Source organism: Pseudomonas bharatica CSV86 (assembly GCF_000319305.2).
Lineage (GTDB): Bacteria > Pseudomonadota > Gammaproteobacteria > Pseudomonadales > Pseudomonadaceae > Aquipseudomonas > Aquipseudomonas bharatica.
On sequence record NZ_AMWJ02000004.1, the window covers coordinates 409,496 to 429,555 of the forward strand.

Annotated in this window: 18 protein-coding genes and 1 tRNA gene; 7 read left to right on the top strand and 12 right to left on the bottom strand. The window is 64.6% G+C overall.

All coding sequences use genetic code 11. The features are described from left to right. Positions 1-27: 27 nt before the first annotated feature. From CSV86_RS28365 to panB, 10 genes are all read right to left on the bottom strand, one after another. Positions 28-1,836 (bottom strand): S9 family peptidase, encoded by a 1,809-nt coding sequence (locus CSV86_RS28365; RefSeq protein ID WP_009404207.1) that lies wholly within the window; start codon positions 1,834-1,836, stop codon positions 28-30. Further along, a complete protein-coding gene (pqqE, locus tag CSV86_RS28370) occupies positions 1,802-3,199 on the bottom strand; it encodes a pyrroloquinoline quinone biosynthesis protein PqqE (RefSeq protein WP_240160624.1) in 1,398 nt (465 codons plus the stop codon). The genes CSV86_RS28365 and pqqE overlap by 35 nt, the downstream gene beginning before the upstream one ends. Further along, a complete protein-coding gene (pqqC, locus tag CSV86_RS28380; protein ID WP_009404211.1) occupies positions 3,196-3,945 on the bottom strand; it encodes a pyrroloquinoline-quinone synthase PqqC in 750 nt (249 codons plus the stop codon). The genes pqqE and pqqC overlap by 4 nt, the downstream gene beginning before the upstream one ends. A gap of 17 nt (positions 3,946-3,962) precedes the next feature. Further along, positions 3,963-4,874, bottom strand: coding sequence for a pyrroloquinoline quinone biosynthesis protein PqqB (pqqB, locus tag CSV86_RS28385; RefSeq protein WP_009404212.1), 912 nt, complete (start codon positions 4,872-4,874; stop codon positions 3,963-3,965). Between the two features lie 68 nt (positions 4,875-4,942). Next, entirely contained in the window at positions 4,943-5,014 is a 72-nt protein-coding gene (gene pqqA, locus CSV86_RS28390; protein WP_003243383.1) for a pyrroloquinoline quinone precursor peptide PqqA, read from the bottom strand. 142 nt (positions 5,015-5,156) lie between these two features. After that, positions 5,157-7,307, bottom strand: coding sequence for a pyrroloquinoline quinone biosynthesis protein PqqF (gene pqqF, locus CSV86_RS28395; protein ID WP_009404213.1), 2,151 nt, complete (start codon positions 7,305-7,307; stop codon positions 5,157-5,159). A 41-nt stretch (positions 7,308-7,348) separates the two neighbouring features. Continuing rightward, complete coding sequence (locus CSV86_RS28400) at positions 7,349-8,146, bottom strand: carbon-nitrogen hydrolase family protein (protein ID WP_009404215.1); 798 nt, start codon at positions 8,144-8,146, stop codon at positions 7,349-7,351. 13 nt (positions 8,147-8,159) lie between these two features. After that, complete coding sequence (locus CSV86_RS28405) at positions 8,160-9,842, bottom strand: flavin monoamine oxidase family protein (protein WP_009404218.1); 1,683 nt, start codon at positions 9,840-9,842, stop codon at positions 8,160-8,162. 259 nt (positions 9,843-10,101) lie between these two features. Continuing rightward, positions 10,102-10,563, bottom strand: coding sequence for an Lrp/AsnC family transcriptional regulator (locus CSV86_RS28410; protein WP_009404220.1), 462 nt, complete (start codon positions 10,561-10,563; stop codon positions 10,102-10,104). Positions 10,564-10,602: 39 nt separating this feature from the next. Further along, the gene (gene panB / locus CSV86_RS28415; RefSeq protein ID WP_009404221.1) at positions 10,603-11,424 is read right to left on the bottom strand and encodes a 3-methyl-2-oxobutanoate hydroxymethyltransferase; all 822 of its coding nucleotides are present in this window, start codon (positions 11,422-11,424) and stop codon (positions 10,603-10,605) included. An 82-nt stretch (positions 11,425-11,506) separates the two neighbouring features. Here panB and CSV86_RS28420 point away from each other — a divergent pair, with 82 nt between their 5' ends. From CSV86_RS28420 to CSV86_RS28440, 5 genes are all read left to right on the top strand, one after another. Further along, the gene (locus CSV86_RS28420) at positions 11,507-12,307 is read left to right on the top strand and encodes an AraC family transcriptional regulator (protein ID WP_009404222.1); all 801 of its coding nucleotides are present in this window, start codon (positions 11,507-11,509) and stop codon (positions 12,305-12,307) included. 243 nt (positions 12,308-12,550) lie between these two features. Then, positions 12,551-13,462 carry a 5-dehydro-4-deoxyglucarate dehydratase gene (gene kdgD / locus CSV86_RS28425; protein ID WP_009404223.1) on the top strand — a complete coding sequence of 304 codons (912 nt, stop codon included), beginning with the start codon at positions 12,551-12,553 and terminating at the stop codon, positions 13,460-13,462. Positions 13,463-13,567: 105 nt separating this feature from the next. Beyond that, positions 13,568-14,935 carry an MFS transporter gene (locus CSV86_RS28430; RefSeq protein WP_009404224.1) on the top strand — a complete coding sequence of 456 codons (1,368 nt, stop codon included), beginning with the start codon at positions 13,568-13,570 and terminating at the stop codon, positions 14,933-14,935. Between the two features lie 79 nt (positions 14,936-15,014). Next, entirely contained in the window at positions 15,015-16,568 is a 1,554-nt protein-coding gene (gene garD, locus CSV86_RS28435; protein WP_009404225.1) for a galactarate dehydratase, read from the top strand. A gap of 93 nt (positions 16,569-16,661) precedes the next feature. Next, complete coding sequence (locus tag CSV86_RS28440; protein ID WP_009404227.1) at positions 16,662-18,245, top strand: aldehyde dehydrogenase (NADP(+)); 1,584 nt, start codon at positions 16,662-16,664, stop codon at positions 18,243-18,245. Between the two features lie 44 nt (positions 18,246-18,289). Here CSV86_RS28440 and CSV86_RS28445 read toward each other — a convergent pair whose 3' ends face one another. Then, a complete protein-coding gene (locus CSV86_RS28445) occupies positions 18,290-19,048 on the bottom strand; it encodes a FadR/GntR family transcriptional regulator (protein WP_009404229.1) in 759 nt (252 codons plus the stop codon). Between the two features lie 205 nt (positions 19,049-19,253). Here CSV86_RS28445 and vapB point away from each other — a divergent pair, with 205 nt between their 5' ends. Next, entirely contained in the window at positions 19,254-19,484 is a 231-nt protein-coding gene (gene vapB / locus CSV86_RS28450) for a type II toxin-antitoxin system VapB family antitoxin (protein WP_009404230.1), read from the top strand. Further along, on the top strand, positions 19,481-19,891 hold the full coding sequence (locus CSV86_RS28455; RefSeq protein ID WP_009404231.1) for a type II toxin-antitoxin system VapC family toxin: 411 nt from the start codon (positions 19,481-19,483) through the stop codon (positions 19,889-19,891). The genes vapB and CSV86_RS28455 overlap by 4 nt, the downstream gene beginning before the upstream one ends. Before the next feature lie 90 nt (positions 19,892-19,981). Here CSV86_RS28455 and CSV86_RS28460 read toward each other — a convergent pair. Beyond that, positions 19,982-20,058, bottom strand: a tRNA-Ile gene (locus tag CSV86_RS28460). Positions 20,059-20,060 lie beyond the last annotated feature (2 nt).

Below are 20,060 nucleotides of genomic sequence, written 5' to 3' on the forward strand. Positions count from 1 at the left end.
GGAGCTGGCTTGCCAGCGATAGGGCCCTCAAGGCTGGTCGAGAATCCTGCTGTAGAACTTCCATTCCTCTTCCAGCGCATGCGCCAGGTTCGCCGCCGTCCTGAAGCCATGCCTTTCGGTCGGATAGAAATGGCCCTCGGCCTCGATGCCGTTGTCCTTCAACGCCTTCAGCATCGCGCGTGTCTGCTCCGGCACCACCACCGCATCCAGTTCGCCCTGGAAGAAGATCACCGGCACGCGGATATTGCCCGCATGCAGTAGCGGCGTGCGTTCGCGGTAGCGCTCGATATCCCGCTCGGGATCGCCGATCAGCCAGTCCAGGTAATCGCCTTCGAACTTGTGGGTGGCCCTGGCCAGTGCCAGCGGGTCGCTCACGCCGTACAGGCTGGCACCGCCGCGGAACACATCCTCGAAGGCCAGGGCGCAGAGCGTGGTATAGCCGCCGGCACTGCCGCCACGAATGAACGCCTGGTACGGATCGATCAGCCCTTCACCGGCCAGGTATAGCACCGCCGCGCAGGCATCCTCGACATCCACCTTGCCCCAGCGCAGGTGCAGCGCCTGGCGATAGGCCCGGCCATAGCCGCTGCTGCCGCGATAGTTGAGGTCGGCCACGGCAAAGCCACGCTGGGTCCAGTACTGGATACGCGGGTCGAGCACCGGATAACAGGCCGAAGTCGGCCCGCCATGGACGAACACCACCAGCGGCGCAGGCTTGTTGCCGTTCATCGCCGGATAGAAGAAACCATGGGCTTCGCCGTCGCCGCTGGGATAGCTGAAACCGCGCGGCTTACTGATGCGCTCGGCCGGCAGGGGCTGCACGCCGCCGGCCAGTACCTGCACCGAGTGATCGCGGCGGTCGATGGCGATCACTGCCGCCGAATGCAGCGGCGAGGCGGCGACGGCGTAGATGAAGTGGTCGTCGAGGTCCAGGCAGCGCAAGCGGCTGTATTCGCTGTCGATCGTGGTCAGTTCGCCGTCGCGCTTGCGCAGGCCGAGGCGGGAGAAACCTTGCTCGAACCAGGTGGCGAGATAACCATCGTCCAGCGCCAGCCAGGTGCTGGCGCCCAGTTGCCATGGCGCCGCGGCGTGGTCGGCATCGCAGCTCGGCAATGCCTGCCAGCCTTGCGCGGTTTCGCCCCAGGGCTGCCAGAAACCGTTGAGATCGGACAGGCAATACAACCGCCCTTCGCGGTCGAAGCGCGGCTGCTGCAGGGATTGCGCCGGGCCCTGGTCACCCGCGACGCAGCGGACTTCGCCGTTAGCTTCGCGGATATAAAGGCGGGTCGCGGTCCAGGGTTGGTCCGGTCGGCTCCATTCGATCCAGGCCAGGCGCTGGCCGTCGTCGCTCAGGGTGGGCGAGGCATAGAAGTCGGCGCCCTCGGCGAGGATCTCGCGTCGGCCTTGGCTGATCGCGACCAGACGGTGCTCCTTGCCGCTTTCCTCGACGGCCAGCACCCGCTTGCCGGCCCAGACCAGGTCGCCGTAACGTCGCTCGCCCTGGGTCAAGGCCAGCGGTTGACCGCCGTCCAGTACCTGGCGATACAGCTGCTGGTCCGCCTCGTTGACGAAGAACACCTCGTTCTCGCCCAGGCAGAACGAACGTCCGCCGTACTCATACACCCGGCTGCGTACGCTGAACCCGTCCGGGGTCAGGCAGCGGGCCTGGCCGTTGCGCCATTGCCAGATACGGCAGGCACCGTCACGAGGACGGAACTCGTTCCAGAACAGGCCATCGCGGCCAGCCTTCAGTTCGGCGAAATCGGTGCCGGCGGCGACGGCCTGGTCGGCGCTGAAGCGCTCAGCCGCGGGCGATAAGTCGTGAGGTGCGCTCATTGCGGAAAGTCATCTCCTTGATGGTCAGGGTGGCGGTCTCGGCCTCCTCCCTGGCTGCGAGTATGATGCCGTGGTCCGCCGACTTGGAGCATACCGGATCGGCCTTGCTGGCATCGCCGGTGAGCATGAACGCCTGGCAACGGCAGCCGCCGAAATCCCGCTCCTTTTCGTCGCAGGAGCGGCAGGGTTCGGGCATCCAGTCGTAACCCCGAAAGCGGTTGAAGCCGAAGGAGTCGTACCAGATGTGCTGCATGCTGTGCTCGCGCACGTTGGGGAACTGCACCGGAAGTTGCCGCGCGCCGTGGCAGGGCAGGGCGGTGCCGTCCGGGGTGACCGTGAGGAACACGCTGCCCCAGCCGTTCATGCAGGCCTTGGGCCGTTCTTCATAGTAGTCCGGGGTAACGAAAATGAGCTTGCACGGGTTGCCTTCGGCCTTGAGCCGTTCGCGGTACTCGTTGGTAATGCGCTCGGCACGCTCCAGCTGGGCCTTGGTGGGTAGCAGCCCGAGCCGGTTCAGGTGGGCCCAGCCGTAGAACTGGCAGGTGGCGAGTTCGACGAAGTCGGCTTCCAGGGCGATGCACAGCTCGATGATGCGGTCGATGCGATCGATGTTGTGCCGGTGGGTGACGAAGTTGAGCACCATCGGATAACCGTGGGCCTTCACCGCCCTGGCCATTTCCAGCTTCTGCGCGAAAGCCTTCTTCGAGCCGGCGAGCAGGTTGTTCACCTGTTCGTCGCTGGCCTGGAAGCTGATCTGGATATGATCCAGGCCGGCTTTCTTGAACGTGGCGATCTTTTCTTCGCTGAGGCCGATGCCGGAGGTGATCAGGTTGGTGTAGTAACCCAGGCGCCGGCCTTCGCCGATCAGCTCGGCGAGGTCCTGGCGCACCAGCGGCTCGCCACCGGAAAAGCCCAGTTGGGCGGCGCCCATTTCCCGCGCCTCGGCCATCACCTTGAACCACTGCTCGGTGCTCAGCTCCTTGCCCTGTTCGGCGAAGTCCAGCGGGTTGGAGCAATACGGGCACTGCAGCGGGCAACGGTAGGTCAGTTCGGCCAGCAGCCACAGCGGCAGGCCGACCTCGGGCCTCTCACTCAAGGTTGATCCAGTGTTCGGCACGGGCCACCTCCATGAATTGCTCGATGTCTTCGGGAAGCTCGGGCACCCCGGGAATTTCTCGTCGAGCAAGGCGATGATCGCTGCCACGTCGCGCTCGCCGTCGATCAGCTCGCCGATCAGCGCGGCGCTCTCGTTGAGCTTGATCATGCCCTCTGGGTACAGCAGGACGTGAGCCTTCTGCGCCGGCTCGTACTGGAAACGGTAGCCGGGCCGCCAGCGCGGGGTCAGGTGACGGTCGAAGCTCATAGCGCGATCCCCTTGTGCCAGACCCGCTCGCTGGTGACGCTGTGGTAAGGCGGGCGGTCGAGTTCGTAGGCCATGCTCATGGCGTCGAGCATGCTCCACAGGATGTCCAGCTTGAACTGGAGTATTTCCAGCATACGCTGCTGCCCCTCCACCGTCGTGTAGTGCTGCAGGGTGATGCTCAGGCCGTGCTCTACATCCCGTCGCGCCTGGCTCAGGCGGGTGCGGAAGTAGCTGTAGCCGGCCGGGTCGATCCACGGGTAATGCTGCGGCCAGGTGTCCAGGCGCGATTGGTGGATCTGCGGGGCGAACAGCTCGGTCAGCGAGCTGCTGGCCGCCTCCTGCCAACTGGCGCGGCGGGCGAAATTGACGTAGGCATCGACGGCGAAGCGTACGCCGGGGAGTACCAGTTCCTGGCTGCGCAACTGGTCCGGATCCAGGCCGACGGCCTGGCCGAGACGCAGCCAGGCCTCGATGCCACCGTCCTCGCCGGGAGCACCGTCGTGGTCGAGCAGGCGCTGGATCCACTCGCGGCGAACTTCCCGGTCCGGGCAGTTGGCGAGGATCGCCGCGTCCTTCAGCGGGATGTTCACCTGATAGTAGAAACGGTTGGCGACCCAGCCCTGGATCTGCTCGCGGGTCGCACGGCCCTCGTACATCGCCACGTGATACGGATGGTGGATGTGGTAGTAGGCGCCCTTGGCGCGCAGCGCCTGTTCGAATTCGGCGGGGGACATCGGTTGGCTCATGGCGGCGGCTCCTGCTCCTAGAGGGTGATGCTCATGCCGTCGAAGGCGACTTCCACGCCACGGCGGTGCAGCTCGGCGCGCTCGGCCGAGTCCTCGTCGAGAATCGGGTTGGTGTTGTTGATGTGGATAAGCACCTTGCGCTGTTCAGGGAAGGCTTCGAGCACTTCGAGCATGCCGCCGGGGCCGTTCTGCGGCAGGTGGCCCATCTCCGTACCAGTGCGGGTGCCGACGCCGCGGCGCTGCATTTCGTCGTTATCCCACAGGGTGCCGTCCACCAGCAGCACGTCGGCATCGTGCATGCGTTGCAACAGGCCGGCATCGACCTTGCCCAGGCCCGGGGCATAGAAGAGTTTGCCGCCGGTGCGCAGGTCTTCGACCATCAGCCCGAGGTTGTCGCCGGGATGCGGGTCGAAGCGGTGCGGGGAATAGGGCGGTGCTGCGCTGCGCAGCGGGAACGGGCTGAAGCGCAGGTTGGGACAGGCTTCGATGGTGAAGCTGGCATCCAGCTCGATGCGGTTCCAGACCAGGCCGCCATTCCAGTGTTCGAGCATGTTGAACAGCGGGAAGCCGGTGGTCAGGTCCTGGTGGACCATCTCCGTGCACCAGACCTGGTGCGGGCAGCCTTCGCGCAGGCTGAGCAGGCCGGTGGTGTGGTCGATCTGGCTATCGAGCAGGACGATCGCGTCGATGCCGGTGTCGCGCAGGGCCCGGGCCGGTTGCATCGGCGCGAAGCCTTGCAACTGGGCGCGGATATCCGGCGAGGCGTTGCACAGGATCCAGTGCTCGCCGTCATCGGACAGGGCGATGGACGATTGGGTGCGGGCCGTGGCGCGCAGGCTGCCATCGCGGTACCCCTTGCAGTTGGCGCAGTTGCAGTTCCACTGCGGGAATCCTCCGCCGGCGGCGGAACCTAGAATCTGGATGTACATGGCTTGCTCCCGCCGCGTCCGAAAATGAAAACGCCCCGGCTGGCCGAGGCGTCGTACCGCAAAAAGGCTTAGCGATTCGCGAAGTACATGGTCACTTCAAAGCCGATACGCAGGTCAGTGTATGCAGGTTTGGTCCACATGGGATTACTCCTTCCGGATAGGTCAGGTGAGGGACAGCTACTCATTTAGTCCATCCCCGGGAATGAAGGGTTCACATCGCCGGGATAGCGCAATCCTACTAGATTTTTTGTACTGGATGGTTAATCAAGGGTGAAAGGTCTTTTACCTGGACGGTAAGAATCCTGGCGCGGCGGGGCCGTTGGCGAGGATCAGCCAGCGCCTGCCGCTGGCAAGGTCGGCCCGGGCGCGGTCGATGTCGGGCTGCCGGAGCTGCCTGATCCGCGCGGCAAGAATCTGCGGATCGGCCTGGTCATCGCCCGCCAGGTGCGCTTGCCAGAGCCATTCGGCCAGATCTGCATGGGGCATGACCGATGCGTGGAACTGCGTGGCCAGGTTGTCGCGCGAGGTCTCCGGCAGCAGGGCGGGACGGGCGAAGAAATCATGCAGGTGGCCGAGTATTTCAGCGTGGCTGGCGCCGGGCGATTGCACGCCGAACATCAGGCCGCTGTAGCCATGAATCTGACGGAAGGCGCTGAACACTGCATAGCCCAGTTGCAATTCGCTGCGCAGGCGCTGGTAGAACGGACCCTGGAGCAGATGGGCGAGCAGGCGGCCTGCGGCTTCGTCGGCGACCGGGGCGAACAGCAGCAGCGCCTGCTCGCCGCCGCTTTCGCCGCACTGCTGCCATTGACTAGGCAGGAGGCGTGGACGGGAGGGCTTGTACGGCGTACCAGCGAGGCGACCGAGCAGGTGATTCAAGGCATTGCCTGCCGCTGCGTCGAAGCCTGTTGCCAGCGCGGTCCAACCGGGCTGGCCTGCGCCTGCCAGGACCTTTGGCAGCTGCTGCATCAATTGTCGGAGCGGGATCAGCGGCGGCTCGGCAGTCGCACCGACGGCCAGCGGATTCTCGAGCGTCCTCAGTGCCTGCTCGACTACGCCAAGCACCATGGCCGGTGCGCCACAGCAGCGCAGTTGCCAGGTGTTGGCGCTGCGCGTCCAGTCGAGTTCAACCCCGATGCGCTTGGCACGCTCGCTCAACGGCTTGAGCACATCGCGCAGGTGTTCGGCCTGCCAGCGAATGTACAGCGCGGCGTATTCGCCTGAGGCCGGAAGCACCGGACTGTAGGCCAGGCCGGTCGGCACCGGCGTGCCAGGCGTTTGCGCCACGACCGCCGACAGCAGTGGCTCCGGCTCCGGAAATTTCCATGGATGCCGGGATTCGCCGGGGTATTCCGGCACGATCGGCACTCCGTCGTCGCGTCTTGCCAGCTCCAGTGCACCGGGCGAGCGGCAGGCTTGCAGGCGTTGGTACTCCAGCAGCAGGGCGCTGTGGTCGGCCTTGCCGAAGAAGGCCAGCCAGTCGCGGATCAGTCCTTCGACGTCCGCCCGGTCCGCTGTAGTCGACAGCCGGGCCTTGAGGTGCAGCAGGGCCTGGCCGGCGAACCGGTACGGCACGGTGCAGGCGAGGTCTTGCAGCCAGCCGCGCTCGCGCAGTTCATGCACCAGCCCGCCCGGACGGTTGTCAGTGATCCAGGTGGAGAGGTAATCGAAGGAGGCGTTGTCGGGCAGATCCTCGTGGGCGAGCAGCATATCCAGCTGGCCTTCGATCTGCCCGGGCTGCAGCGGCCCGTCGAGCAGCGGCGGCGCCGCACTCTGCCTGACCTTCCTGCCTGGGGCGAACAGTGCGCCGAACTGCCGCGCCAGCGCTTCCAGCGGTTGTGGTCCGCTCAAGGTCAGGATGATCTGCCCGGCCTGGTAGAACTGCCGATGGAATTCGCTCAGCGCTTGCTGGAATGCCGCCTCGTGGATCGGCAACGAGTCCCGGTTGCCGGCATGGAACCCGCTCAACGGATGCTGCGCCGAGACGCTGCGCAGCAATGCGTACTGCCGCTGCGCCTCGGCATTGGCCGACCAGGCGACCCACTCGGCATGGATCACTTCGCGTTCGGCTGCTTGTCGCTCCAGGGTCAGCAGCGGATGCGCGAGCATGTCGCAGAGCCGCTCCAGCGCGCCGGACACCGCCGTTGGCGGCACCTCGAAGAAGAACTCGGTGTGGCGCTCCCGGGTGCTTGCATTGAGTTGCCCGCCCTGGCTCTGGACGAAGCGCATCAGCCCGTCTTCCACCGGGAAGCGTGCCGTGCCGAGGAACAACAGATGTTCGAGAAAGTGCGCCAGGCCGGGATAGGCCGGCGGGGCGTCATGACTGCCGGCCTCGACCCTCAGCAGCGCCGCGCAGCGTTTGAGGTGCGGGGCATGCCATAGCCTGACCCGCAGGCCATTGCTCAGGACGAGGTGCTGGAGGGTGCTGGACATGACGGCTCCGAAACGCGCAAGCCGTCATGCTAGCGGATAAATCAGTTGCGTGGCGCGCTATGCAGCTCGGCGCGCAGGTCCTGCAGATAGGGGCTGCTGGCACGGCCTTCATGCACCCGTTGCAGGTCGATATCCGCCGCGAGCAAGGCGCTGTCGCGCCCGGCCATGGCCAGAATGCTGCCGTCCGGGCCGACGATGCTGCTGTGGCCGCAATACTGGATCTCGCCTTCGGCACCGCAGTAGTTGGCGTAGACCAGGTAGCACTGGTTCTCGTGGGCGCGGCTGCGCACGGTAACCTGGCAGATGAAGTCGAACGGCTCCATGTTCGCCGTCGGCACCAGGATCAGCTCGGCGCCGTCACGGGCCAGGCGGCGGGCGTTCTCCGGGAATTCGATGTCGTAGCAGATCAGCATGCCGACCTTCCAGCCATTGAGCTCCACTACCGGGAAGTGATTGGGGCCGGGGCTGAACATGCTGCGGTCGAGTTCACCGAACAGGTGGGTCTTGCGGTAGTTGGCGAGGCGGCTGCCACCAGCGTCGATCAACTGCACGCTGTTGTAGATCCGCTGGTCCTCGCCCCGCTCCGGGTAGCCGTAGACGATGGCGATGGCGTTGCCCCGGGCAATCGCCGCGACACGGCGGGCCGACGGACCCTCCGCCTTTTCCGCCAGCCGGGCCACCGCGTCGCTGCCGATGTTGTACCCGCTGACGAACATTTCCGGGCAGACCAGCAGTTCGGCGCCCTGGCTGGCGGCGAGCTGGGCCTGGTGCTCCAGGCGCTCCAGGTTGCCGGAAAGGTCCAGCGGCTGTGGCGAGCCCTGGTAGAGGGCGATACGCATGGGCAATCTCCTGTCAGTCGGGAAGGGCGATCGGGCCGATCTCGTTGAATACATCGCCCGGGCCGGGGTTGTCCGGGTGGGTGCGGCCACCGAAGTGGTTCATGATGCCCCAGACTGCGTTCAAGGAGGTCTGCACCGCGCCTTCGACCCAGGCCGGGGTCCAGGATACATCGTCGCCGGCAATGAAGATGCCGCGCTGTTCGACGGGCATGTCCTGCTGCATGAAGTGGGCGTACATGCGCTGGTTGTAGCGGTAGTGGCCGGGCAGGGCGCCCTTGAAGGCGCCGAGGAAGTACGGGTCGGCTTCCCAGGACACGGTGATCGGGTCGCCGATGATATGCCCGGCGATATCCAGCTTCGGGTAGATCTTCTTCAGTGCGTCGAGGGCCAGCTTGACGCGCTTTTCCACCGGGTGCGGGAGCATCTTCAGGGCGTCGCTCATCCACGAGTACGACAGGCAGATCACCCCCGGTTTGTCGTCGCCGTTGTCGAACAGGTAGGTGCCGCGGGTCAGGCGGTCGGTGAGGGTCATGCTCATCAGGTCGCGACCGGTTTCCGGGTCCTTGTCCTTCCAGAACGGGCGATCGACCATCACAAAGGTCTTCGACGACTGCATGTAGCGGGTGCGGTCCAGGGCCATCCACATCTTCTGCGAGAACAGCGATTCCTCGCATTCGATCTGGGTGGTCAGCAGCCAGCTCTGGCAAGTGGTCAGCACCGCAGCGTAATGGCGCGTGTCACCCCAGTTGTCGGTAACCGCCAGGCTGCCGTCCTCGTTGCGGGCGATGCGCTTGACCCCGGGGCGCGGTGCGCCACGGTGCAGCGAGGCCAGGCTGGTGCCTTGCGGCCAATGGGCGCAGCGCTGCGGCACATGTTTCCAGATGCCCAGCGGCACCTGCTCGACGCCGCCGACGATCAGGTGCTGGTGGTCGTCGCAGTTGGTCATGACCACGCGGAAGATTTCCAGCATCGAGTTGGGGAAGTCCGAGTCCCAGCCGCCGGTGCCGAAGCCGACCTGGCCGAACACCTCGCGGTGCAGGAAGCTGAGTTTGGCAAAGGCTTTCGAGGTGGCGACGAAGTCGTAGAAGGTGCGGTCGTCCCATAACGGTACCAGGGTGTTCCACAGTTCCTTCAGGCGCGGTACGTCGCGGTCGCGGATGGCCTGCTGGATATCGCCGAAGCGCGCACCGTCCTCCAGGGCATCGGCCCAGGCGTCGGCGACTTCCTGGAACAGGGCGGGCAGATCAGCGGCTTTTTCGGCGTACCAGGTCTTGCCTTCGAGGTCGATCACCGTGCTGCCGGAGGCCGGGGTCAGCGGGTTGGGGAACGGCCTGGTCTCCAGGCCGAGCTTGTCGACGTAGTGATAGAACGCCGTCGATGACACCGGGAAGCGCATGCCGCCCAGCTCGGCGACGATGCCTTCGGTACCGGCAAAGGCTTGCGAGCGCAGGCGGCCGCCCATCTTCGAGGCCTCGTAGACGACGGGCTTGAGGCCGAGTTTCATCAATTCATACGCCGCCACCAGGCCCGCGATGCCGGCACCGACGATCGCCACCTCCTCGCCATGGCGCTCGGTCGGGATGCTGCCGAGGCCGGCAGGGTGCTCGATCCAGTCGTCGAAGGCGAAGGGAAAGTCGGGGCCGAAGATGGTAACGGGCTTTTTGCCATCGGCGGGGTGGCGGTTGTTCTTGTTCATGAGTTGACCTGCCAGGGGGGCTGGGGAGCCTGAGTATAGGAAATGCCTGGTGGTCAATTTTAGGGAGGTGGGTGTTCGTTATTAAGATGCAGAGTGTTGTCGTTTTGTGGGTTTTTGGATCGATATGACCGTGGGTTTTTGCATAGTGACAGGTGTGGTGAGTTTTATGGCCTCATCGCTGGCAAGCCAGCTCCCACAGGGACCGCATGCAACGCCAACCTGTGGGAGCTGGCTTGCCAGCGATCGAAGACACCACCAATCAAACAGGCTGCCCGCGATCCACCTTGCTGCTGAGGATGATGGAGGTCGTGGTCTTCTCCACCCCCTCCAGGCTGCCGATCTGGTCCAGCAACTGATCCAGCTGCTCCGGCGAGTCACTCCTCAGCCACGCCACATAATCGAATTCCCCGCTTACCGCGCACAGCTGCTGCACCTGCCCCATGGCACTCAGCCGCCGCACGATCTCGCGCCCGGCGCGGGGCTGCACGGTGATACCCACATAGGCCTGCAAGCCGCCATCGATGACGCGCTGCCCGAGGCGCACGCCATAGCCGCTGATGACCTTGCTCTTCTCCAGCCGCGCAATCCGCGAGGTCACGGTGGTGCGCGCGATGCCCAGCTGGCGGGCGAGGGTGGCGACGCTTTCGCGGGCGTTGATCTGCAGGGCGGTGATCAACTGGCGGTCGATTTCATCGAGGGCGAGGGTGCGGCTATCGGACATGGGTTTCTCAAGGGCAAGGCGCGGACCTGCCCAGTGTACTCAACCCGCCGCCTTGAAGCAGTGCTCAAGCCCCGGGAACTGTCCGTCGCGCACCTCCCGTGCGTACTCGCCCAGGGCCTGGTCAATCGCTCCGCCCAGCTCGGCGTAGCGCTTGACGAAGCGCGGCTGGTACTCGCCGAACAGCCCCAGCAGGTCCTCGGTTACCAGGACCTGCCCGTCACAGGCAGGCGAAGCGCCGATACCGATGGCAGGAATCTCCAGCTCCTCGCTCAGCAGCCGGGCCAGCGGCTCGGCAATCCCTTCGAGGACGATGGAGAAGGCGCCTGCCGCCTGCATGGCCAGCGCATCGCGACGTACCCGCGCGGCACTTTCCTCATCCCGTCCCTGCGCCTTGAAGCCGCCCAGTGCGTTGACCTGCTGCGGCATCAGGCCGACATGGGCCATCACCGGAATCCCGCGCTGCACCAGATACGCCACGGTCGCGGCCATCTCCTCGCCGCCTTCGAGCTTGATGCCTTGGGCGCCGGTCTCGCGCAGTACCTTCGCGGCATTCATGAAGGCTTGCTCCAACGACGCCTGGTAGCTGCCGAACGGCATGTCCACTACCACGCAGGCGCGCTGCGCACCGCGCATTACCGCCTGGCCGTGGGCGATCATCATGTCGAGGGTGACGCCGAGGGTGCTGGGCATGCCGTAGAGCACCATGCCCACCGAGTCGCCGACGATGATGATGTCTGCATGGGCATCGACCCAGCGCGCCATCGGCAGGCTGTAGGCGGTGAGCACCACCAGGCTGCCGGCGCCCTTGCGCTGGCGGAGGGCGGGAATGTTCAGGCGGCTTTGGCCGATCTGCGTGCTCATTGACGAAACTCCTGTTGTTCAACCAGACCCGACGCAGGCTAACATCGGTCTCTGTGGCTCACTTGAGCAAAGGGGACGATCAATGCAGCAAACGGGACAAGCCCTCGTACCGCCCGTGCCAGAGCAGCTGGAGCGGCCGGTGCACGGGCGCATGTTCGACATCCCGGCGGGTTACCGGATCGAGATGCACAGCCATCAGTGGGTGCAGTTCACCTACGCGGGCGCCGGGAGCATGCAGGTGCTGACCGAGCAGTACAATTTCCTCCTGCCGCCGCAGTGCGGCATGTGGATTCCCGCCGGCTTGCGCCACACCGTCTACAGCGAGCGCGCCCTGGCTTTTCGCAGCCTGTACCTGAGCGACGCCGTGCTCAACGGCTACCGTCGCGAATGCTCGGTGGTGCAGGTGACGCCGTTGGTGCGCGAACTGATCGAGAAGGCCAGCGGCTTCGGCAACGACTATCCGGAGCAAGGCCCGCAGGCGCGGCTGTTGCAGGTGCTGGTCGACGAGATCCGCGAGTTGCCGGAGGCGCCCTTCAGCCTGCCGCTGCCCAGCGACCCGCGCCTGCGGCGGATCACCGACGCCTTGCAGATGAGCCCGGAAGACAACCGCAGCATCGAGGACTGGGCGCAGCAGGTGGGCGCCTCGCGCCGGACCCTGGCGCGGCTGTTCCAGGCGCAGACACAGATGCCCTTCCAGACCTGGCGCCAGCGCCTGCGCCTGCTGGCCGCGCTGCCGATGCTGGAGCAGGGCGGCAGCGTCACGGCGGTGGCCAACGAGCTGGGTTATGACTCGGTGTCGGCCTTTATCGCCTTGTTCCAGCGCCAGTACGGCGAAACGCCCGGGGCATTCAAGTCGGCGAGCACGCGACGCGCTGGCGCTTAGTACGCTCAGGAGGTTGTACGATAACGTGGCGATGCAGGTGCTTGGGTGCAAGGACCTGCCAGGCATTTCGGCCCCGCTGGACAACCTTTTCGGGCGTGGAAAAGGGATGAGTGGTCGGTTGAGATCGGATGACTGGTGGATTTAGCCTGTTTCAGGGGCTAGTCATCGTACAACTTGTACGATAACCTACATCCACTTTGATATTCCTTTTCTCCACCAAAGCGCCACAGGATGCCTACAACAATGACCCCACAAGAACTGCGCACCGTCCTCTCCCATGGCTTGCTGTCTTTCCCTGTCACCGACTTCAACGCCCAGGGCGACTTCCACCAGGCCGGCTACATCAAGCGTCTGGAATGGCTCGCCCCATACGGCGCCACTGCCCTGTTCGCCGCCGGCGGTACCGGTGAGTTCTTCTCCCTGGCCGCGAGCGAATACAGCCAGGTAATCAAGACCGCCGTCGATACCTGCGCCGGCTCCGTGCCGATCCTCGCCGGCGTTGGCGGCTCCACCCGCCAGGCCATCGAATACGCCCAGGAAGCCGAACGCCTTGGCGCCAAGGGTCTGCTGCTGTTGCCGCACTACCTGACCGAAGCCAGCCAGGACGGCGTTGCCGCCCATGTGGAAGCGGTGTGCAAATCGGTGAAGATCGGCGTGGTGGTCTACAACCGTAATGTCTGCCGCCTGAACGCCGTGCAACTGGAACGCCTGGCCGAGCGCTGCCCGAACCTGGTCGGCTACAAGGACGGCCTGGGTGACATCGAGCTGATGGTGTCGATTCGTCGCCGCCTGGGCGACCGCTTCAGCTACCTGGGTGGCCTGCCGACCGCCGAGGTTTATGCTGCTGCCTACAAGGCCCTGGGCGTGCCGGTCTATTCGTCCGCAGTGTTCAACTTCGTGCCGAAGACCGCGATGGACTTCTACAACGCCATCGCCCGTGACGACCACGCCACCGTTGGCAAGCTGATCGACGATTTCTTCCTGCCGTACCTGGAACTGCGCAACCGCAAGGCCGGCTACGCCGTCAGCATCGTCAAGGCCGGTGCCAAGATCGCCGGTTACGACGCAGGCCCGGTACGCACCCCGCTGACCGACCTGACCCCTGAAGAATTCGAGCTGCTGGCAGCCCTGATGGACAAGATGGGTCCGCAATAAGCGCGACCCCGCGGCCTGCCAAAAGCCGCGCACCGGAGCGGGAAGCCCCGCTCCGGCCTACAACTCAAGAGCCCGCACAAGAATAATTAGTGGGAGTACCTTCAGATGCACGCGACTAAAAAGACGCATGTCCGCTATCTGATCCTGTTCATGCTGTTCCTGGTGACCACGATCAACTACGCCGACCGCGCAACCATTTCCATTGCAGGCTCGAGCCTGCAGAAGGACCTCGGCATCGATGCTGTCACCCTCGGTTATATCTTCTCGGCGTTCGGCTGGGCCTACGTGCTGGGCCAGATTCCCGGCGGCTGGCTGCTCGACCGCTTCGGCTCGAAGAAAGTCTACGCCTTAAGCATCTTCACCTGGTCGATGTTCACCGTGCTGCAAGGCTTCGTCGGCTACATGCCGGTAGCCAACGCGATCATTGCCCTGTTCATGCTGCGTTTCCTGGTCGGCTTCGCCGAAGCGCCGTCCTTCCCTGGCAACGCACGGATCGTCGCGGCCTGGTTCCCGACCGCCGAACGCGGCACCGCCTCGGCGATCTTCAACTCCGCGCAATACTTCGCCACCGTGCTGTTCGCTCCGCTGATGGGCTGGATCGTCCATGCCTGGGGCTGGGAGCACGTGTTCATCGTCATGGGTGCCATCGGCATCGTCTTCTCCGGAATCTGGCTGAAGCTGGTGTACAACCCCAAGGAACACCCGATGATCGGTGCCCCGGAGCTCGAGCACATCGAGAAGAACGGTGGCCTGGTGGATATGGACAAACCCAGGGCGGCCGGTGCCAGCGGGCCGAAGTGGGGCTACATCAAGCAGTTGCTGTCCAGCCGCATGATGATGGGCGTTTACCTCGGCCAGTACTGCATCAACGCCATCACCTACTTCTTCCTCACCTGGTTCCCCGTGTACCTGGTGCAGGAACGCGGCATGTCGATCCTCAAGGCCGGCTTCATCGCCTCGCTGCCGGCGATCTGCGGCTTCATCGGTGGCGTGCTCGGCGGGGTGATCTCCGATCATCTGCTGCGTCGCGGCAATTCCCTGACCTTCGCGCGCAAGGCGCCGATCGTCATTGGCCTGCTGCTCTCGACCTCGATGGTGATCTGCAACTATGTGGACGCCGAGTGGATGGTGGTCGCGATCATGGCCCTGGCGTTCTTCGGCAAAGGCCTCGGCGCGCTGGGCTGGGCGGTGGTCTCGGACACTTCGCCGAAGCAGATCGCCGGTCTGTCGGGTGGCATGTTCAACACCTTCGGCAATATCTCCTCGATCACCACGCCGATCATCATCGGCTACATCATCAGCGCCACAGGCTCGTTCAAGTGGGCCCTGGTGTACGTGGGCGCCAACGCACTGGTGGCGGTATTCAGCTACCTGGTGATCGTCGGCCCGATCAAGCGGATCGAACTGCGCGATGCACCGAAGGATGAAGCGGTAGCGGCGTCATCGGGCAAACTGGCCGAGTCCGCCCGCTAAGCAGACCACGCGATGCCTGGCCTTGTAGCCGGGCGTCGCGGATGAACAAAGCCTGGGAAATAACAAGAAGGGCACCACCATGCAGTTGATCGAAACTTCCGACTCGCCTCGCTATGTCCGCCTGCACGACGACGATAACGTCGTGGTGGTGGTCAATGATGGCGGTCTGGGCGAAGGCGCCCGCTTCGCCGATGGCCTGACCCTGGTCGAAGGCGTGCCGCAAAGCCATAAGGTGGCGGTGGTGAATATCGCCAAGGGCGAGCCGGTGCGCCGCTACGGCCAGATCATCGGCTACGCCCTGGAAGACCTGCGCCAGGGTAGCTGGGTCAAGGAAAGCCAACTGGCCATGCCGGCTGCGCCGGAGCTGGACAGCCTGCCGCGCTGCGACGCGGTGCCGGAGGCCCTGCCGCCGCTGGACGGCTACACCTTCGAGGGTTACCGCAACGCCGACGGTACGGTGGGCACGCGCAACATCCTCGGCATCACCACCACCGTGCAATGCGTGACCGGTGTGCTCGATCACGCGGTCAAGCGCATCCGCGAGGAACTGTTGCCCAGGTATCCCAACGTCGACGACGTGGTCGCCCTGACCCACAGCTACGGCTGCGGCGTGGCGATCAACGCCCGCGATGCCTACATCCCGATCCGCACCGTGCGCAACCTGGCGCGCAATCCCAACCTGGGAGGTGAAGCGCTGGTCATCAGCCTGGGCTGCGAAAAGCTCCAGGCCGGCCAGGTCATGCACGATAACGATCCATCGGTGGACCTCAGCGAGCCCTGGCTCTACAGGCTGCAGGACGCCAGCCTCGGCTTCGTGGAAATGATCGAGCAGATCATGGCCCTGGCCGAAGCGCGCCTGATCAAGCTGAACCAGCGCAAGCGCGAAACCGTGCCGGCCAGCGAGCTGATCCTCGGCATGCAGTGCGGCGGCAGCGATGCCTTCTCCGGCATCACCGCCAACCCGGCCCTCGGCTATGCCGCCGACCTGCTGGTACGCGCCGGTGCCACGGTGCTGTTCTCGGAAGTCACCGAAGTGCGCGATGCCATCTACATGCTCACCTCCCGCGCCGAAACGCCGGAGGTGGCCGAAGCGCTGGTGCGCGAGATGGACTGGTACGACCGCTACCTGCAAAGCGGTGAAGCCGACCGTAGCGCCAACACCACGCCGGGCAACAAGAAGGGCGGGCTGTCGAACATCGTCGAGAAATCCCTTGGTTCCATCGTCAAGTCCGGCAGCGGCGCTATCCAGGGCGTGCTCGGGCCTGGCGAACGGGTGGAGCGCAAGGGCCTGATCTTCTGTGCCACGCCGGCCAGCGATTTCGTTTGTGGCACCCTGCAACTGGCTGCCGGGATGAACCTGCACGTGTTCACCACCGGGCGCGGCACGCCCTATGGCCTGGCCATGGCCCCGGTGGTCAAGGTCTGCACCCGCACCGAGCTGGCCCAGCGCTGGCCCGACCTGATCGATATAGACGCCGGCCGCATCGCCTCGGGCCGCGCCACCATCGAGGAACTGGGCTGGGAGCTGTTCCACTACTACCTGGACGTCGCCAGCGGCCGCAAGCAGACCTGGGCCGAGCAGCACAGGCTGCATAACGACATCACCCTGTTCAATCCGGCACCCATTACCTAACGCGATCCTTGTGGGAGCTGGCTTGCCAGCGATTGCTATCTACCAGGCAATACAGCTCCCACTGACTCACCCTTTGTCCACAGGAGCCCCGAAATGCCAGAGATCCTCGGCCACAACTTCATCGCCGGCCAGCGCAGCGCCGCTGGCGCGCAACGTCTTCAAAGCCTCGACGCCACCACCGGCGAAGCCCTGCCGTACAGCTTCGCCCAGGCCACCGAGGGCGAAGTGGACCAGGCCGCCCAGGCTGCCGCGGCCGCCTTCGCCGAATTCCGCCAACTATCCCCGGCCCGCCGCGCCGAATTCCTCGACGCCATTGCCGCCGAGCTGGATGAGCTGGACGATGCCTTCGTCGCCATCGTCTGCCGCGAAACGGCGCTTCCGGCTGCGCGTATCCAGGGCGAGCGCGGTCGTACCAGCGGGCAGATGCGCCTGTTCGCCCAGGTGCTGCGCCGCGGTGACTTCCTCGGTGCGCGCATCGACCTGGCCTTGCCGGAGCGTCAACCGCTTCCGCGCGTGGATATCCGCCAGATGCGCATCGGCGTAGGCCCGGTCGCGGTGTTCGGCGCGAGCAACTTCCCGCTGGCGTTCTCCACGGCGGGTGGCGATACCGCTGCGGCCCTGGCCGCCGGTTGCCCGGTGGTGTTCAAGGCCCACAGCGGCCATATGGCCACGGCTGACCTGGTCGCCTGCGCCATCCAGCGCGCCGCCGAGCGCACCGGTATGCCCAAGGGTGTGTTCAACATGGTCTTCGGTGGCGGCGTCGGCGAGTGGCTGGTCAAGCACCCGGCAATCCAGGCGGTCGGCTTCACCGGCTCGCTCAAAGGCGGCGATGCCCTGTGCCGCATGGCAGCGGGGCGTGCGCAGCCGATCCCGGTGTTCGCCGAGATGTCCAGCATCAACCCGGTGATCATCCTCCCGGGCGCGCTGGCCAAGCGTGGTGAAGCGATCGCCCGTGAGCTGGCTGGCTCGGTGACCCTGGGCGGTGGTCAGTTCTGCACCAACCCGGGCCTGGTCATCGGTCTGCAGTCGTCCGGATTCAGCAAGCTGCTGGGCGACCTTGGCGGGCATCTGGACCAGCAGGCCGGGCAGACCATGCTCAATGCGGGTGGGCTGCGCAGCTATGTCGGTGGCCTGGAACACCTGCAGGCACATGCCGGCATCCAGCACCTGGCCGGTCAGCCGCAGCAAGGCAGCCAGGCACGGGCCCAGTTGTTCAAGGCCGACGCCCGTCTGCTGGTGGATTCCGATCCGCTGTTGCAGGAGGAAGTCTTCGGGCCGGCCACCGTGGTGGTCGAGGTCGCCGATGATGAGCAACTGCGCAGCGCCCTGCTGGGCCTGCGTGGCCAACTGACCGCTACCCTGATCGGCGAGCCGGAAGACTTCGAAGCCTTCGCCTGGCTGGTGCCGCTGCTCGAAGAGAAGGTCGGCCGTATCCTTATCAACGGTTACCCGACCGGTGTCGAAGTCTGCGACGCCATGGTCCATGGCGGGCCGTACCCGGCAACGTCCGATGCCCGTGGCACTTCGGTGGGCAGCCTGGCCATCGACCGCTTCCTGCGCCCGGTGTGCTACCAGAACTACCCGCAATCGCTGTTGCCTGAAGCGCTGCGCGACGCCAACCCGCTGCGCCTGCGCCGGCTGGTCAACGGCCAATGGAATGACGACGTGATCGCCTGACAGGCCTGAAACGAACAAGCCCCGCGATTGCGGGGCTTGTTCGTTTAGGCGCTCTGGCTTTGCTGCTGCTCGGCGTCTTCATGGGCCTGGCGCAAGCGCTCGCGGCTATTGCTCAGGTGCATGCGCATGGCCATCTTCGCGCCTTCACTGTCGCGGCGGGCAATGGCCTCGTAGATCGCCTCGTGCTCGTGGCTCAGGCGGCTCATGTAGTGGGGTTGGTCATCATGGGCCAGGCGCGCGGAGTTCAGCCGCGTGCGCGGAATGATGCTGGTGCCCAGGTGATTGATGATGTCGGCAAAGTAATGGTTGCCGCTGGCCTGGGCGATCTGCAGGTGGAATTGGAAGTCCGCCGATACCGCATCGGAGGCATGGGAAGCCCCCTCGTTCAGCTCGTCCAGTGCCGCGCGCATTCCGGCCAGGGCCTCATCGCTCCGGCGTTGGGCGGCCAGGCCGGCCGACTCGACCTCCAGGGCGATGCGCAGCTCCAGTACCGAAAGAACCTCGCGCAGCGTCACGATGGTGGCCGGATCGATGCGGAAACTGCCGCCGACGGGCTGGTCGAGCACGAAGGTGCCGATACCATGGCGGGTTTCCACCTGGCCGGAGGCCTGCAAACGGGAGATGGCTTCACGCACCACCGTCCGGCTCACGCCTTCCTCGGCCATGATCTGCGACTCGGTGGGAAGCTTGTCGCCGCGCTTCAATTGCCCGCTGCGAATCCGCTCGGTCAGCACCGCGACCAGTTCCTGGGCCAGGCTACGCGGCTTGCGCCGGCCTCGCACCTGTACCTGCTGCTCTGTCATGCCTTGTCATTCACGTAGAAAAATAACCGTCATCATAGCCGATGGAGTTGTACGATCACATGGGCGGAGTGGGGAAAAGGAGAAAGAAAGGACGGGATAAGGGTTGGCTTGGTTAGATCTGATTGCTTCACGGGACTAGGGTTGCATACATCAAAACAGAAGCCTATATTTTGCCTATGCCTAACATATGCCTGAGGTGCTAGCCATGCGCACTGTCTCTATTTTTAAAAACGGCAAGAACCAGGCCGTCCGATTGCCTGCCGACATGGCCTACGAGGGCGTCGGAGAGCTTGAGATCTCACGCGAGGGTGATGTGATCACACTGCGTCCTGTGCGGCCATCCTGGGCATCTCTCTCCGAGCTGCCGAAGGCTGATGAGGACTTTTTGCAAGAGCGTGCCTCAGTGGTCGGTGATGAAGGCAGGTTCAATCAGTGACCACGTACATGCTCGATACCTGCATCTGCTCATTCATCATGCGCGAGCATCCGGAAGCGGTGATCAAGCGCCTGGTTGCCGAGGTTATAAAGGGGAACCGAATTGTCATCTCTGCCATCACCTACGCAGAGATGCGCTACGGGCAGATCGGCAAGAAGGCATCGCCCAAGCACAGGATGCTGGTTGACGAGTTTGTGAAACGGCTGGATGCGGTGCTGCCGTGGGATCAGCACGCGGTCGATGCGACAGTTCAAGTGATGGAGGCCTTGACTAGTGCCGGAACACCTATCGGCCCTAATGACACCGCCATAGCGGGGCATGCGATCGCTATCGGTTGTACCCTGGTGACAAATAATGTGCGTGAGTTTGGCCGTGTTCATGGCCTTGTCTATGAGGACTGGGTTTGAGACCTCGCCACTGAACTCCCACTGCACCTGAGCAAGCGGTTGCCCTTCCAGAAACACAAAAGCCGCGCATTCGCGCGGCTTTGTCGTACCTGGTGGGCCCACACGGACTCGAACCGTGGACCAAAGGATTATGAGTCCTCTGCTCTAACCGACTGAGCTATAGGCCCCA